At 58.8% G+C, this 13359-nt stretch carries 11 protein-coding genes; 4 read left to right on the top strand and 7 right to left on the bottom strand.

Going from position 1 to position 13359, the window contains the following annotated elements; translation table 11 throughout:
* Positions 1 to 26: 26 nt before the first annotated feature.
* Entirely contained in the window at positions 27 to 1097 is a 1071-nt protein-coding gene (locus ACR9ZN_RS04850; RefSeq protein ID WP_454817438.1) for a fatty acid desaturase, read from the top strand.
* A gap of 378 nt (positions 1098 to 1475) precedes the next feature.
* Here the strand turns inward: ACR9ZN_RS04850 and ACR9ZN_RS04845 are convergent, their stop codons facing one another.
* From ACR9ZN_RS04845 to ACR9ZN_RS04825, 5 genes are all read right to left on the bottom strand, one after another.
* A complete protein-coding gene (locus tag ACR9ZN_RS04845; protein ID WP_454817440.1) occupies positions 1476 to 2204 on the bottom strand; it encodes an SDR family oxidoreductase in 729 nt (242 codons plus the stop codon).
* Between the two features lie 75 nt (positions 2205 to 2279).
* Positions 2280 to 3368: an ABC transporter ATP-binding protein gene (locus ACR9ZN_RS04840; RefSeq protein ID WP_434960398.1), complete on the bottom strand. Its 1089-nt coding sequence runs from the start codon at positions 3366 to 3368 to the stop codon at positions 2280 to 2282.
* 3 nt (positions 3369 to 3371) lie between these two features.
* Positions 3372 to 4205: a carbohydrate ABC transporter permease gene (locus tag ACR9ZN_RS04835; protein ID WP_441773576.1), complete on the bottom strand. Its 834-nt coding sequence runs from the start codon at positions 4203 to 4205 to the stop codon at positions 3372 to 3374.
* Positions 4202 to 5143 carry a carbohydrate ABC transporter permease gene (locus tag ACR9ZN_RS04830; RefSeq protein ID WP_481271505.1) on the bottom strand — a complete coding sequence of 314 codons (942 nt, stop codon included), beginning with the start codon at positions 5141 to 5143 and terminating at the stop codon, positions 4202 to 4204. Before ACR9ZN_RS04830 ends, ACR9ZN_RS04835 begins: the two co-directional genes overlap by 4 nt.
* A gap of 63 nt (positions 5144 to 5206) precedes the next feature.
* On the bottom strand, positions 5207 to 6490 hold the full coding sequence (locus tag ACR9ZN_RS04825; protein WP_441773578.1) for an ABC transporter substrate-binding protein: 1284 nt from the start codon (positions 6488 to 6490) through the stop codon (positions 5207 to 5209).
* Between the two features lie 865 nt (positions 6491 to 7355).
* On the opposite strand from ACR9ZN_RS04825, the gene ACR9ZN_RS04820 reads away from it, so the two are divergent.
* The 3 genes from ACR9ZN_RS04820 to ACR9ZN_RS04810 all read left to right on the top strand — a co-directional run bounded on the left by ACR9ZN_RS04820 (position 7356) and on the right by ACR9ZN_RS04810 (position 10933).
* Positions 7356 to 8231, top strand: a complete 876-nt coding sequence (locus ACR9ZN_RS04820; protein WP_454817444.1) for a DeoR/GlpR family DNA-binding transcription regulator — start codon at positions 7356 to 7358, stop codon at positions 8229 to 8231.
* Positions 8232 to 8374: 143 nt separating this feature from the next.
* Positions 8375 to 9415 (top strand): isopenicillin N synthase family dioxygenase, encoded by a 1041-nt coding sequence (locus tag ACR9ZN_RS04815; RefSeq protein WP_454817446.1) that lies wholly within the window; start codon positions 8375 to 8377, stop codon positions 9413 to 9415.
* Positions 9416 to 9898: 483 nt separating this feature from the next.
* Positions 9899 to 10933, top strand: coding sequence for a DUF1254 domain-containing protein (locus ACR9ZN_RS04810; protein WP_481271504.1), 1035 nt, complete (start codon positions 9899 to 9901; stop codon positions 10931 to 10933).
* A gap of 496 nt (positions 10934 to 11429) precedes the next feature.
* Here the strand turns inward: ACR9ZN_RS04810 and ACR9ZN_RS04805 are convergent, their stop codons facing one another.
* A complete protein-coding gene (locus ACR9ZN_RS04805; protein WP_481271503.1) occupies positions 11430 to 12254 on the bottom strand; it encodes an acid phosphatase in 825 nt (274 codons plus the stop codon).
* A 46-nt stretch (positions 12255 to 12300) separates the two neighbouring features.
* Positions 12301 to 13347, bottom strand: a complete 1047-nt coding sequence (locus ACR9ZN_RS04800) for a hypothetical protein (RefSeq protein WP_481271502.1) — start codon at positions 13345 to 13347, stop codon at positions 12301 to 12303.
* Between the last annotated feature and the right edge of the window lie 12 nt (positions 13348 to 13359).

Here is a 13359-nt window from a genome sequence, read left to right as displayed (position 1 = left end):
CACCGTCTATTTATTTGAGAATTCGGATGTTGGACGACAAAGACATCGATGCCCTCACCCAGGCTCCGCGATCCTGGAATTTCATCCTGAGCCGATATCGTGAGCCGGCAACCTCACGCAGTGTCTTCGAGGTGTTGGTCACGGTCATTCCGTTCATCGGCCTGTGGGGGCTCATGTGGCTAGCGCTCGGCATCGGCTATTGGCTGTGTCTTCTTCTGGCTATACCGACTGCCGGATTCCTCGTACGCCTCTTCATGATCCAACATGATTGCGGACATGGAGCGTTCTTTCGCCGACGCGCGACAAATGACTGGATCGGCCGGGTGATCGGTGTGGTGACACTGACCCCTTATGGCTTTTGGCGCAGGGCCCACGCGACGCATCACGCAGCCGTGGGCAATCTCGAGCATCGAGGCGTGGGAGATATCTTCACCCTCACAACCACCGAATATCTTGCCCTGAACCCTTACAGCAAGCTCGGCTATCGCTTGTATCGAAATCCGATCGTCTTGTTTGGCTTCATGCCGGCCTATCTGTTTTTGCTGCATCAGCGCCTGCCATTCGGTTTCATGCGTGCCGGATGGCAGCCCTGGTTCAGTACGATGGGAACAAATGCGGCAATCGCAACGCTGGTCGTTACGATGCTATGGCTTGTGGGGATCAAGTCATTTCTTCTCGTGGAAGGCCCGGTGATGTTGATCGCCGCCTCGATCGGGGTCTGGTTCTTCTATGTGCAGCACCAATTCGAGGATACGCAATGGGCACATGACGGTGACTGGAATGTGCAGGAGGCAGCGCTTCATGGAAGTTCCTATTATGAACTTCCACCTCCCTTGGCGTGGTTCACTGGTAATATAGGTGTGCATCACGTACATCATTTATGTAGTCGTGTTCCGTTTTACCGCCTTCCGCAGGTTTTGATCGATCATCCGGCATTGGCAACCGTCGGCAGGCTTACGCTGGTCCAAAGCCTGCACTGTGCCGGCCTGGCTTTGTGGGACGAAAACCAGGGAAAACTCATTTCGTTTCGTGAATTGCGCAGGCGTCGCCTGAGCGCAGCCACCGCTGCGTTGCACCGCCATAATATCAGCCTCTGACCTCAAACCGGTTGCTCGCGGGCCCTGCAGCGCCAGGCGCCTCATCAGCAGATGGGGACAAGGAAACGGAGGCCGGGCATGAAAATTGCGCCAGCAAGTCCAGATGCCAACCACCGGTTGGGCGGGGTCGCCTACGCCGCAGCCCCTTCGCAAACCGCGGCCCGAACTCGGCGACCCGACGACGGATAGTTTTGTCGGAGATGTCGATCTCTCGCTCCGCCAGAAGGTCCTCAATATCGCGGTAGCTCCAGGAGAAGCGAAGGTACCCGCAGATGGCATGCCGAACGACCCTGGGCAGGATGCGAGGGCGGGCGTAGGCAATGGATGTTGTCCCCGCCCTTAACCCAGCCCGGACGCCTCCGTGATGGTGCCTTTTCCCTATCTGCAGCTATAGCCGCCATCGATTGGAAGGGAGACACCGGTGATCATCGATGCCGCATCGCTCAGCAGGAACACGATGGGAGCGGCAATTTCGTCCTCCGTTGCCCAACGGCCTAGTGGCATGTTCTTCAAGAAAGGCTCGGCAACGTGGGGCTGGCTCCAATGTCCGGATGATATCGGCGTCATGACCACCGTTGGGTTCACGCTGTTGACGCGAATGTTGTATTTGCCGAGCTCAAGTGCCGAGACACGCGTGATGTTGTCGAGTGCGGCTTTGGACGACCCATAGGAGATGTGACCGTCGAGAGCCACCAGGGCAGCCTGACTGGAAACGTTGACGATGGCGCCGCCCTCGCCAAGCCGAACCATCGACTGGGTGGCGTATTTGGTGACGATCAGTGCACCGCGGGCATTGATGCTGATCACCTTGTCGAAGATCGCGATATCGGTATCCATCGGGGTGGCGATCTCTCCGCCAAAGCCGCCGCAATTGACGACCCCCCATAGATCGAGCCCTTCCAGGGCGCCGCGGATCTCTTGCTCCGATGCAAGATCGAACGCCAGGGTGCGGCAGCCTGTTTCCTTCGCAATCGCGTCCAGCGCGCTTTGCGAACGTCCGCTCGCGATGACCTTGGCATTGGCCTTGACGAGATGGCGCACGGTGGCTCCCCCGATCCCGCCGCTACCACCCGTGACCAAGATAGTGCGCCCGTTGAAGTCGGTCATTTGTCGTCTCCTTTGCAAGTTTTTGTGGTGCCCGAGGCATTTGCGCTGCCTCGGCGGCGGCACGAAGCCGGTTCGTCAGTTTGCCTGTGACACGCGCAGGCCAGCGGCGTTGAACAAGTGGCAGGCCTCCGCAGGGAAGGACAAAGCAATCCTATCCCCCGCTCGGGCGCGGCGGCCCGCACTGTCGCGGATAACCAGGGCTTCGTCGTTGCAACGCAGATGAATAAAGGTGTCGCTGCCCAACATCTCGACCATGTGGGCTTGACCGATATAATCAGCGGCCCCCCCGTCAAGGGAGTAGGACACGTGCTCCGGCCTGATGCCCAAAGTCACCAGATCGCCAGGCTTCAAACCTGCGATCGGGGGAACGGGCACATGGGCCCCGATCTCCAGCGCAATGGATATTTGCCCGTCGGCAAGGGCTTCGGCTCTGCCTTTCAGGAGGTTCATGGCCGGTGAGCCGATGAAGCCGGCAACGAAGAGGTTGGCCGGCCTTTCATAGAGCTCCAGCGGCGGGCCGACCTGCTCGATGCGGCCGGCATTCATCACCACGATGCGGTCGGCCAGCGTCATGGCCTCGACCTGGTCATGGGTGACGTAAATCATGGTCGATGCAAGTTCGGCCTTGAGACGGGCGATCTCGAGCCGCATGCCGACACGCAAAGCCGCATCGAGGTTCGACAGGGGCTCATCCAGAAGGAAAAGCCTGGGCTTGCGTGTAATCGCTCGCCCAATCGCAACGCGCTGGCGTTGCCCGCCGGAAAGCTCCCGAGGCCTGCGACGAAGATAGCTGGACAGGCGCAGTTTGTCCGCCACCTTGCCAACCCGGTCCGAGATCTCGCTACGCGGTGTGCGGGCTATTTCCAACCCAAAGCCTATGTTCCGCCTGACATCCATGTGCGGGTAGAGTGCATAGGATTGGAAGACCATCGCCACGCCGCGCTCCGTCGGCTCGGCCGCACTCATATCGGCACCGTCGATGAGGATACGGCCCGATGAAATCGGCTCGAGCCCGGCGATGATCCGCAACAGGGTGGACTTCCCGCAGCCCGAGGGCCCAACGAGCACGCAAAACTCTCCATCGGGTATGGTCAGCGAGAGTTCCGGTATGACCGAGTAGCTTCCGTACCGCTTGGTGATGTTGTCGATCGACAGCGTGGCCATATCTCAGCCTTTCACCGCACCAGCCAGCAGACCTCGAACGAAGGCTCGCTGCACCAGCACATAGAGGAGGATCAGGGGAAGTGCGATCAGAGTCAGGATCGCGAACAAAGCGCCTGGATTGGCCATGTAGAGGCCGGAATATTGCATCGGAACGATGGTAAGCGTTTTCATCTCGGCCTTGGTCAATACGATCAGCGCCAGGAAGAATTCGTTCCAGGTCACGATGAATTGCCAGATCGTCACGAAGACCAGGGCCGGTCGCACCAATGGCAGCGCCACGTGCCAATAGGTCTGCCAGGGGGTGCACCCGTCAACACGTGCTGCTTCGAAGAGCTCCTGCGGAGAGTCCTCCATGAAAGCCTTGAGGATCACCATGGCGAAGGGCACGCCAAGCGCGGCATAGGGCATGATCAGCCCGATATAGGTGTTGATCCAGCCGAAATTCTTGAGAAGGATCGCAAGCGGGAGCACCAGCGAGGCGAGCGGCACCATCAGCGTGGTCAAAAGGGCGGTATAGATAAAGAGTGTTCCCCTCAGGCGCAGTACAGCACAGGCGAAAGCAAAGAGCGAGGAAACCGCGACGACGATCGCCACAGTCGCAACCGTGACGATAAGGCTGTTCAAGAAGATCCTGCTGAGAGGATTGTCCCTTATTACCGTCACGAAATTGTCGAAGGTGACGGGCCAGGTGACAAGAGAAGCGTCGAAGGCCTGTGCCGGGGTCCGCAGCCCGATCGAGAGCATATAGATCTGCGGCACCATCCAAAGCGCCAGCACGATGAACAGCACGAAGTGAACGGCAAAAGAGTGGATCTGGCTTCGGGTGAGGCTTGTCACGGTCGCTCCTTCGAGGCAGGCGCGAGGCGGGTGCCGAGTAGAACGATCTGGACCAGCGAAAGCGCCAGGGCGAGCAGCAAGACGATAACCGAGAGTGCCGCTCCGCCTCCGCCATCGTTGAGGATGAAGCTCTGTTTGAAAATGTAGGTGCCGAATACCTCGCTGGCATGGTTGGGCCCGCCGCCGGTCATCAGATGGACGATCGGAAAGGTCTGCAGCGTACCGATGATGCCGAGCAACAACAGCGACTTGGTCGCCGGGGCAAGCATCGGTATCACGACATTCACAGCCAGGCGCCAGCCAGTAGCGCCATCGATACGGGCCGCATCGAGTATCTCGCTCGGCATGTTCGCAATGCCCGCGATGTACATCAGCATCGAAAACCCGGTCCACTGCCAGATATTCACGATGATGAGGGCATATATTGCCGTCTTGGCATCGCCGATGGGCGAGGTCGACATCGTGATCCCGACATGCCTCAGATATTCCTGGGCGATGCCATAGTAAGGCGCGTAGATCTGGACCCATACGAGGCTGAGGACGGAAACTGATGTTACCACCGGCAGGAAGAACATCGTGCGGAAAAAGCCGCGCAGACGATGTGTATGCCGTTCGATGAAATAGGCGAGCAGGCCGCCAATCAACATCTGTACCGGGATGGTGATCATCGCCCAAAGCGTCATGTTGCGGACGACCAACCAGAATGTCGGGTCGCGGAATACGGCGATGTAGTTCGCCAATGCGCTCAACGAGACTGCGCCAGCCGCATCCTTGACATAAACACTTTGGCCCAGAACCCAGAGAATGGGATAAGCGATGAAGACGACGAACAGCGCTACCGCCGGGACCACGAAGCTGTAGAGGCGCAGCAATTTCGTTGAAGAGGAGGGCTTCGTCGTCGCGATCGCATGTCCCGTCATCCCGGTTCTTGCTGCCATGTTTTCATCTCCGGGAAGGACCGGGCGCGCCGCACCCGACCCCTGGGCTGTTCAGCTTGATGGTCACTTGCCGAGAGCTTTGTCCGTCGCAGCTTGTACGGAGGCCAATGCCGCCTCTGGCTGAACACTGCCATCTGCGACGCCAGCGAGCGCGTTGTCCAACGCCTCGGCAACGGCGGGCGAGGCAAATCGCTGGTTCTCGGCCTTTGGCAGGTCGGCCATGAACCGAGCCGACATTTGCTTGACGTGATCGGTGATGTCGCCCTTGGGCTCATGCCCCTCGAAAGCCGGCAGATCGTTGAGGTCGTTCAACGCCGCCTGCAAGCCGACGCCGTTGGTCAACTCGGAGAGGAAGGTCCAGGCCTCGGGATTCTTCGCGCCGTTCTTCGTCAGGCCATAGCCGATGTCGATGCCGCCCACCGGCGGGCTTGCGGATCCGCCGTCTCTGACAGGCGGAAGATAGAAATAGTCGAAGCCATCCATGTTCTGGACGAATTCGGAAAGCGGCGGTGGAAATTTACTTTCCTGCATCCACCACGAGCCCAGTGCCATCATGCCTACGCGACCCTGCGCGAACAATTGAGCGCCGGTGGGATAGGCATGCGCGCCCAGGGCGCCCTGCTGGAAGATCCCGTCGTCGAACAAGCCCTTCCAGGCCTTCATTGCAGAGATCAGTTCGGGGGTCGACCAGGGGATCTGGCCAGCCTGAGCCTTGTCGACGATTCCTGGCGAGAATTGGTTGGCGAGCATCAGAAATACGTTCTCGTTCTGCCAGCCGTCAGCGGCCCCTTGGAACATCGGAATATAGCCACCATCGGTGAGAGCCTTGGAAGCCACCTTCAAATCGGCATATGTCTTGGGTACGGCGATATTCAATTTTTCAAAGAGTTTTCTGTTATACCAAATGCAAAGAACCTGCGATTCCTGCGGAACAATATAATTATTGTTATCTCCGGCCGGGTTTCCCATCTGCATCTGCTTGCGGTTGACGGCGAAAATCTTGTCTTTCCAGCCGTCGCCCCACGTCTTCGCGGCGAGCTGGTCGATCGGAACCAGATTGTCACGATATTGTTGGGTCAGGGAGCCCGGCTGCAGGCCGATGACATCGGGTAGACTGTTCGAGGCGGCAGCCGCTTTAAGCGCTGTGATGTATTCTGGCGAGTAATTATAGTAGGTATAGGTTACCTTGATATCCGGATGCGCCTTTTCGAAGGCATCGATGGACTTTTGCATGGTGCTCTGGATGAACCAGGACCACACCGTGACTTCCTTTTGCTGCGCGAATGCCGACACGGTCGACAAGGCGAACACAAGCAAGCTTGTGCCAAGAAAGGCTCTGCGTCGCATAACGTTTCCTCCTCATGGATATTTTTATGTTTAGGCGCGCGCACGGTGCCGTAACTGCTCGTGGTCCTTCCTCGCTATGTGCGCATTGAAACGAGGCAGCGAAGACGTTGCGGCTGAGAGACCGGCGTGATGTCGACGATGTCTCGCCGATCGATCTCTATGGCCTGTTTGATGAGCCTCAGACGATTGCGTCGGGGTAGCGGCTTGGAGGGCCAGTCGAAGCCAGCGTCAGTTAGATCGGCCCCGACATCGCTATCCGCGTTGGCGCTGAAAATGAACTCAGAGTGCTCATCGCAGCCAGTGCGACTATGTGCCGGTTTCTGATCAAGTCTGGCTGACACCGGGTGATCCTCGTTGACGGCACCGCTTTGGTTCGCTTGCCATAAAAGCAAAATTCCAAACTCTGTCAATATCTATCTAATTAGCGCAGTCAAGTTGGGAGAGCCTCCATGCCCAAGCTCTCGACGCACCGCGATATCTTCGATATTTTTGGCTATTTATGTCAAAGTCGAGTGAATTGGCCGGTGATCTATCCTCCTTCGGGGCTGGGTCGGGCATCGGTGCCATCTCCGTTTTTGGTTTCATATTTTCTCCCCATCTCCGGAGGCCATGATCAAATGACGAGAGAGGAGCATGAAAATCAATGTGAGTGATGCAGATCGTCACGGTTCCGGCAGCGATGGTGTCGTCATCAGCAAGACTTCGATTGCTTACTTGATCGATAATGGTAGAAATTGAAGGATTAGGCGCAATGATCGGATCTGGTCTGGTCGTGGATTGCGGGTACACGATCTGTTAGTGGCAGCGGGAAGCGCGCAGGCCTGTATGCTTGTGGGGAAGCGGCAGGGACAACCAAGGTAGGGCCATGGAATCGGCGACCAAACGAGTAGACATGGTTCCCGCGAAGCGCAGGGCGATCATCCTGGAGCATCTGCGGGCGAATGGCGCAGCCAGCGTCCAAGAGCTGGCTGATGCGACAGGCGGGTCTCAATCCACCGCGCGGCGCGATCTCGAATACCTGATGGAAAAGGGCTATCTTGAGAGAACCCATGGCGGTGCACATCTGGTTCAGCCTGCACGAGCGACCTTTGAGCGCGAGAATTCGCTCAACGCTCAACTGCAGCGCGCTGAGAAGTTGGCGATCGGACGGGAGGCTGCATCACGACTGAGCGCTGGGCACAGCGTCATTTTGGACAGTTCCTCGACCGTCATGGAGGCTGTGCGGGCTGCGGCCGAGCGAGATCTTCCCCTGACGATCGTGACGAACAGCCTCGAAATCGCAGATTTCGCCGCCGACATCAGGTCCTGGCGGACGATCATGCCCGGCGGAAGCATCCGGGCCGGTTATAGGCATCTTGCTGGAGAACCTGGAGAGAGCTTCATTCGCACGTTGCATGCCGATCTTTGTTTAATGGGGGCTTCGGCTGTTACCGGCACCCTCCTGACCGAGGCGTCGCTGGAAGTGGCCTCGCTGAAGCGCGCCATGATTGCATCGGCGGGACGCAAGATCCTGCTCGTCGACAGCTCCAAATTTACCTCGCCGAGCTTTTGTACCCTTTGCGAGGTTTCGGAGATCGACGAAATCATCACCGACGACGCGGTTGCCGATGAAGCCCTTGCACCTCTGCGCGCAGCTGAGAAACCTGTGACAGCGGTGCCGGTGCAGCGCGCGGAAGGCAGGCCCTTTCGTCGCGCAGGTGGCGTGATTAGCCAAGCGATTGCGTCGCAAACCTTTCGATAGGGGGCATCTGAGAAGAGGCTTGCTCTGTTTTCTGGACATCACATCGTGTTCAAAGGCTTCCATTTCGACCAATCGTCATGCCCCTTGCTTGCGTTGGTCCCCGCTTGCAGTTTGAGCCAGACCTGTCTTCTAGGAGTTGTGACATGACGACCCGCGCCCCTGCGGCCCATCTGCCGACAGTCGATTTCTCACGCTTCCACGGCGCTCCGCCCGAACGAGATGCCTTCATCAAGGAATTGACAGGCGTTCTGCATGAGCACGGCTTCTTCTACATGACCGGTCATGGCGTGCCCCAGAGCCTGATCGACGATGTGCTGGCTGCCTCAAAGCGTTTCTTCGCACTGCCTGACGACGAGAAGCTGAAGATCGAGATGGTGAGGTCGCCGCATTTTCGCGGCTATAACCGAGCGGGCTACGAGCGCACGCGAGGCGAGCAGGATTGGCGCGAACAGCTCGACATCAACACCGAAGGCGAACCTGTCGAAGCGGGTCCCGACACGCCGTGGAACAGGCTTTATGGCCCGAACCAGTGGCCGGAAGCCCAGCCGGAGCTGAAGCCGCTGCTGTTGCGCTATCAAGCAGAAGTCACGCGCATCGGCATCGATGTGCTGAAGGCGATGGCGCTTGCGCTCGGCCAGGCTGAAAACGCCTTTGCCGAGATCTACGAGCCCTCGCCGTCGCAGCTTCTCAAGATCATCCGTTACCCGGGTCGCGAGGCTGCCGGCAGCGACCAGGGGGTCGGCGCGCACAAGGATGGCGGCCTCGTCACCGTCCTGCTGCAGGATACGACGCCGGGCCTGCGGATCCGCACGGAAGAAGGCGCCTGGATCGATGCACCGCCCGTACCCGGTACCTTCGTCATCAACAGCGGTGAACTTCTGGAAATGGCGACGAACGGCTTCGTGCGCGCCGACGTTCATGATGTCGTTACACCGCCGAGCGGCACGGAACGCTTTTCGGTCGCCTTCTTCCTCGGTGCCCGCTATCACGCCCGGATACCGGTGATCCCGCTGCCGGACGCGCTTCGAAGCAGCGAACGCGGCGTGACGGTCGATCCGCTCAATCCGATCTTCCGGGAGGTGGGCATCAACCATCTTAAGAGCCGCCTGCGCTCTCATCCGGACGTTGCTGCCAAACATCACCCGGACCTGCTCCATCTGCTGGAGAAGACGGCGACCGCCTGATCCGCATGCCTCACACGCGGGACGACCCCGACTTTTGTGCTGCCCCCGACAGCCGTCTCCAACGCGGCGACGGCCCGGTGTCCATCCATTCGCCGCGTATCTTCACATACTCGCTCAAGAACAAGCTTCTGATCCTGCTGCCGGTCTCACTTGCGCTTAGCCTGCCTGTGCCGCAGACGATTATGCCCTTGCGGATGCTCGGGGCTTGACCGGCAAGAGCCCCGCCATTTCTCTGAGGTTTTGGTGAGCGGCGGTAGGGAGGAACCCATCTCGGGCGCTTCATGGAAGAAAAGCAGTCGCCGGATGGCGGTTGGCGCGAAATGGCAAGACGGGTGGTCTGCCTATGCTCGAAAAGGGCCGAACAAAGTTCGTCTGCTGATCAGGCCTTGATGGGTTGGACAGCGTTTGAGATGCCCCGCGCCGCGCCCTGTGGAATGGCACCACATCGTTACTCTGCGCGGTCTTGAATGAAGAGGTTTGTTTATGTTCCGCCTGGTTGGGATCGGTCTCGCCTTTGCTTCAGTTGCGCTGACCAGTGGAGCATTTGCCCAGACGGCAAGCAGTACAATGCCGGTCACCATGGACAATTTCCTCCGCGCTGAGACCGACCATTACCTCGCGATGAATGCAAAGGTCATAGGCGGGCTGGGCAAGTTTCAGCACTCCCGAGAGCCCGCGTCGATCGACAATCAAACGGTCATTCGCATGAACCGCGACACGCTCTATTCGTTTGCGGTGTTTGATCTCGCCGGCGGCCCGGTAACACTCTCGCTGCCTGACGCGGGCAAGCGCTATATGTCGATGATGGTGGTCGACCAGGACCACTACCTGCCGATCGTCGCCTACGGCACGAAGCCAGTGACGCTGACGCAGAAATCGGTTGGCACCCGATATGCCTTCGTGGCTGTCCGGACTCTGGTCGATCCCAACGATCCGAAGGATCTCGACGAGGTCCACAGGCTTCAGGATGCGATCAAGGTCAGCCAGAACGAGGCAGGCAGGCTCGATCTTCCGAACTGGGACGAAGGCAATCTCACGGATATTCGCAATGCACTGCTTGCCTTGGCAAAATATCAGACGTCTTTTCGGGGCGCCTTTGGAGCTCGCGGCAGTGTCGATCCGATCCAGCACCTGATTGGCACAGCCGCCGGATGGGGCGGTATTCCGGACAGGGACGCCATCTATGTGAGCTTCACTCCCGCGAAAAACGATGGCCAAACAGTCCACACCCTCAGCGTGCCGGCGAATGTGCCGGTGAAGGATTTCTGGTCGGTCAGCGTCTACAACCCAAAGGGCTTCTTCGAGAAGAACGTCTACAACGCCTATTCGGTCAATAGCATTACCGCCAAGAAGAATGCGGACGGATCGACGACAATCCAGTTCGGCGGCTGTGACGGCAAAATCCCGAACTGCCTGCCGATCGTCGAGGGTTGGAACTACACCACGCGGCTTTATCGTCCGGAGCAATCCATTGTCAGCGGGAAGTGGAAGGTTCCGGAGGCGAGCCCGTTAAACTGAGCCCTCAAGGGATTATTCTTCGAGAAAGGAGAAGGCGGTTGGCTTTGTCGCAGCGGCGATATGCAGTCACGACAAGGCCAGCTAGCACCGGCTCAAGCCGCCAAAGTCTCCAATTGCCCGGCCAATGACGGCGCCGGATAAGCATTGCCTCGCCTGTCGTTTGCGCATCATGTGAACCATCTCGATGCTGGAGCGGATCGTCTCCGCGCATGGGGGGACCTACATCCGAGTGCGGGTCGGAAACGCCGCTTGATTCGGCGATGGTCCAACGCACAGCAGGATCACCGAGCGATCAGAGTAACACCCTGAGAACAATGAAGGGCGCCCCTGAAATCGGATGCCCCTCATGCACCAGCAACCATTGACGATGAGTTTGCGATAAAGCCGTCATTCGTGTGGTTTTCCGCCAGCTGGAGCTCGCTCTTCTTGCGAGCCCATGACGTTCGGTGTCGAACGGACGCGAAGGAGTACGGCTCACCCGGCCGGAATCGGCTTACTATTCGGACAAGGCCGTAGCCTCGGCCGCACAGTCCGCTGTCGGAACAGCGTGCTTGGCCTTCGCCGCTTCCACTTCCGCTTTTGCCGCCTTGAGGTCGGCCAGGAAGGCTGCATTGGTCTGCAACCGCGCAACGGTCGCCGCACCCATGATGCGCCCCGCATCGACGTCGCTCTGCCAGTGAGCGTCGCAGATCACGCGGCTCTGTCCGAAGGCGATGCCGCGCTTGAGCAACTCGTTGGAACGTTCGGGATTGATCTGCGCGAAGATGAGGGCCCAGCCCCACCCGGCCGCCGTATGACCTGACGGATAGGAGCCGTCTGTGCGCAGAATAGCTTCCTGATCCGCCCTGCATGTCGCCTCGTTGTGAACGACGAAGGGGCGGACGCGATTGTATTTGTTCTTCACGCCATAGGTCGATAGTCCGAGATCGGACAACACCTTCTGCATCATCGCATAGAGCCGCGGGGTTTGTTTCTCATCGATCTTGATACCCATCGCGCAGGAAAAATTGTCGGCCGCCTGCGGGAAAACGAGATCGGCGTCGGTATAGGCGAGCTTCCAGCGCGCGGTGTCTCGCATGGGGATCGTCGCTTTGCGCGCCTCTTCGTCCCTGGCCAGCGCTGCCGAATCCTTCTCGGGTGGCGGCCCCAGAAGGAGCAGGCTGTTGGGCAGGTCGGATTTTTTCAGATAGCCCGGCGCGATCTTGAAATGCGGATCGGTGACATTGGGCTGGGCCTCGCTTGATTGCGCGAAGGCCTGCCCGCAGAGCGCGAGCAGCGCAAGCGCGGAAACACTTGCCGCCCGAACCGCATTCCCAGTCATAAACATTTCCATTCCTTTAACATCGTCGATATAATAGACTGATCAGTCAAAATCGGTATGTTACCGCCAAGGCCGGACCGTGCTGTGTCACATTGTACGAAAAGCCGCCATTGCGATAATCGACATGGATCGCTCGATAGCCCGCTTTCAACGTCAAGCTCTCGCTCCAGGCGTAGTTGACGCTGCCCAACGCCTGCCAGGTGAACTTGGCGCCGATATCGAAACCGCCGATATCGCCTGCCGCCGTCAAGCTCCACGGGCCGCTGAGCTTGATCCCGAGCCGGGCACCGACGATGGGGTCTGCCCACATCTCGGAGTCGCGATGATCGATACGAAGATTGGCCAGGCCCGGCAGGATCTCCAGCTTGTTGTTCAGGTTCCAGAACCGCACGCCGCCGCCCACATCCAGTGAAACGGTCGAGCCGTCATAGACCCGATGAAGAATGGAGCCCTGTACGGTCGTGGTTTGGGAACGCAGCTTCACCGAGGAAAAGAAGGGGCCTGGCAGCGCGCCCGCAGAGGTGACCTGGGAAAATTGCCCATCGACCAGAAAACCCCAGCGGCCGATACGCATCTCCAGGGAGGCCATCATCGCGCCGTTGAGCTCTTTGAGCACATCGCGAAAGCTCAAATTGATGGCGGCGGCAGGAAGCGGGGGGAATGTTGCACTCTTTCCGTCGATCGCGGTCGCCCAGATATAGCTGGTGATGAAAAAGCTCGGGCCCGATGCGATGAGGGGCTGGTGCAGCGAGGGAGGCTGTGAGAAATCGGATGCCCAAGCTGGCGTTGCCAAAGATGCCGTAATCACCCCGATAGCGAGATAGCGCACTGTTTTCCCTTGGCATTTCACCGTCGTCGATACGCTCCCGAGAGCAGGGACCGCCGCACGAAGGGCGGCATGGCCGACGTTCCGGACCGACAGATGGACCTTGTTCAGGTCATTTCGGACATTGGCCGATCGCTGGTCTTGCCATTTCGCGCCAATCGCCAAAGCGTTTTGCGATTGGAAGCAAGCGCCAGGATTCGTAAAGACGCGTCGAAACGCGTTTTGCTCTAGGGGATATTCTTTGTTCGCGCCGATAGCGAATCTCACGAAACTCTGCCT

The sequence above is a fragment of the Labrys sp. HAY1-8F genome (assembly GCF_056754975.1).
This window is presented reverse-complemented; position numbering and strand designations above follow the sequence as displayed.

Coding starts and splice junctions, on each gene's coding strand:
- ACR9ZN_RS04830 (WP_481271505.1), bottom strand. CDS start 5,143: ATGGCAGCAAGAACCGGGATGACGGGACATGCGATCGCGACGACGAAG.
- ACR9ZN_RS04820 (WP_454817444.1), top strand. CDS start 7,356: ATGGAATCGGCGACCAAACGAGTAGACATGGTTCCCGCGAAGCGCAGG.
- ACR9ZN_RS04825 (WP_441773578.1), bottom strand. CDS start 6,490: ATGCGACGCAGAGCCTTTCTTGGCACAAGCTTGCTTGTGTTCGCCTTG.
- ACR9ZN_RS04840 (WP_434960398.1), bottom strand. CDS start 3,368: ATGGCCACGCTGTCGATCGACAACATCACCAAGCGGTACGGAAGCTAC.
- ACR9ZN_RS04815 (WP_454817446.1), top strand. CDS start 8,375: ATGACGACCCGCGCCCCTGCGGCCCATCTGCCGACAGTCGATTTCTCA.
- ACR9ZN_RS04810 (WP_481271504.1), top strand. CDS start 9,899: ATGTTCCGCCTGGTTGGGATCGGTCTCGCCTTTGCTTCAGTTGCGCTG.
- ACR9ZN_RS04845 (WP_454817440.1), bottom strand. CDS start 2,204: ATGACCGACTTCAACGGGCGCACTATCTTGGTCACGGGTGGTAGCGGC.
- ACR9ZN_RS04805 (WP_481271503.1), bottom strand. CDS start 12,254: ATGACTGGGAATGCGGTTCGGGCGGCAAGTGTTTCCGCGCTTGCGCTG.
- ACR9ZN_RS04850 (WP_454817438.1), top strand. CDS start 27: ATGTTGGACGACAAAGACATCGATGCCCTCACCCAGGCTCCGCGATCC.